General features: G+C 53.4%; 1 protein-coding gene and 1 pseudogene. Both read left to right on the top strand.

Annotated features, from left to right (window positions below; genetic code table 11):
• Nucleotides 1-120, top strand: a pseudogene (locus HKD24_RS15010) (IS481 family transposase); the annotation flags it as partial.
• A 328-nt stretch (nucleotides 121-448) separates the two neighbouring features.
• Nucleotides 449-1,813, top strand: a complete 1,365-nt coding sequence (locus HKD24_RS15005; protein WP_194260957.1) for a hypothetical protein — start codon at nucleotides 449-451, stop codon at nucleotides 1,811-1,813.
• Nucleotides 1,814-1,970 lie beyond the last annotated feature (157 nt).

Raw genomic sequence — 1,970 nt, 5'->3', positions numbered from 1 at the left:
CGAAGACTCAAGACCCTCAGTGGCCTTACCCCTTACGAATACGTCTGCAAAATCTGGACTTCAGAGCCACAAAGATTCATCATCAATCCAACCCATCAAACCCCGGGACTAAACACCTAGAAGTCCGCCGCGACAGAAGGCGGTACAGCATGAGATGGATCGTCTTGGTTCGCACTCTCATCGGCTGCACCAGCGTGCGCTATGGTCGCTGCCCTATGCTCGTGACATACTTAATCGCTGACCAGCAGGCACTTGCAGGCGAGATCAAGGTATATCCGCAGAGCCACAGACCGTCCATCGGATCGGGAATTACATCGGCCTGTGCGACCAAGTGCGGGCATGTTCCAAGAAATAGCCGCCGGCGCCCTACTACCCCTTTCTCTTTTCGCCTTCGTAGTCGATACATATGCTGTGACTGCGTGGCGTCAGTCTCAGAGGATACCTTAAAATGAAACAACTTCCCCGCCTCAAAATGGCATTTCTAACAGCTGTCTGTGCCTTTGGCGGGGCAGCGCATGCACGCCCTCCGTCTACGATGCTTAATAATGGATTTTTCAGCACTGGCCCATGGGTTTCCAAGCAGGAAATGGCGCAGGGCATCAATGCGCCTGATGGGTTAGCGGGTCTGGATCCAACCGGGGCGGTTAACGTCAAAGCGTTTTCCAACTTCAACTACACGAAAATTGACCCGGCGAGCAGGACCGGCCGGCTCAATCTGCCGGTTCCTCCGGTGAATTGCGCTTTGGCGAATGGCACAAAAAACTACACGGTGACATGTTACGCGGCAAAGTTCGTGGCGGCACCGCAGCCGTATATCGGCAGCGCGATTAGCGTCGCCAACGAGGACACTACGAACAATCAGAATGTGGCGTCCAGTATCTTCGCGCTGCAGGACAGTGCAACGTCTAACTTGTGGGGGCAGAATATCGTCGTTACGCAGGGGCCTAGTACTGCAGGCGCTTTCGGCTCTGAGATCGACATGAACCGCGCGATCAACTGCAACGTGGCTCTGGACGCCGTGAATGACCCCAACTGCAAAGGAACCATCGGCCAGTGGGTTACGGGCATGAACCTGCACAATACCACTGGTGGACCGGGCTATCTCGTCACGCAACTTTCGGCAGATGGCACAAATCCTCTCTGGGATGATGGCTATGCTATCGCAGGTGCGACGGTTAGAGACACAGGTTTTTTCGACGGCTCTGCATCTCGCGCCGTGGTAAAGGGAACAGGCGGTCACAATACGCTAGGTGATTGCTCTAACGGGATTTTCTTCTTCGGCTGTATTTTGATGCATGACAAAGTTATGCCAAGCGGAATTGACGGTGTAACGTGGACGGATACGACGACGAACACGACTAACCAGCCCCGTGTCACGGCTGATATTCATGTTCAGAAACATGGTATGTTTTTTGAGGCTGATTACGGATCATACCAATTCAGTTCCCGCGCAGACAATCAGGGGACGACTGATATAGAGATTGGATCGCCCGCCAGTCCACTATGGGCGAACATGGACTTTCACACGTCGGGAAGCGCAAATGACTATGATGCCCGAATACTCGCCACGGGCGGGACAGACGGCGTGTCTGGAAAAGGTAATCTTTCTTTTATGGGAGATACGCTGGAAATGTCCGGGCGCATTACTAAAATCGATCAGTTGCTGCAGATGGCAAGCATGACAAAGGCCACTATCTTGGCAATCTCGTCACCCGCTGAAGGATCCGTTGTGAATGACAGCGATGATCATGTACCGGTAGTCTACGAAAATGGTCACTGGTATCCGGTCAGTTTGGGGCCCGCGCTCCAATAGAACTCATTTTTCTCAGTCAGGAACCGCTAGGTGTTTAGTCCCGTGTTTTGATGGTGTGATATTTTCACGCGAGTGGAAGGAAGCCTTATGGGACAGATACGTCATGGCAGCGCCACGACCACGCATGCCGTGCGAGCAGCACTACAGCGATCGCAGG

This window comes from Gluconobacter vitians (assembly GCF_015244565.1).
GTDB lineage: Bacteria > Pseudomonadota > Alphaproteobacteria > Acetobacterales > Acetobacteraceae > Gluconobacter > Gluconobacter vitians.
The sequence above is the reverse complement of the archived record's forward strand: the minus strand, read 5'-3'. Positions and strand labels throughout refer to the sequence as shown.

What these genes read in the sequence shown, in the direction of transcription:
- HKD24_RS15005 (WP_194260957.1), top strand. Translation starts at nt 449, where the DNA reads ATGAAACAACTTCCCCGCCTCAAAATGGCATTTCTAACAGCTGTCTGT.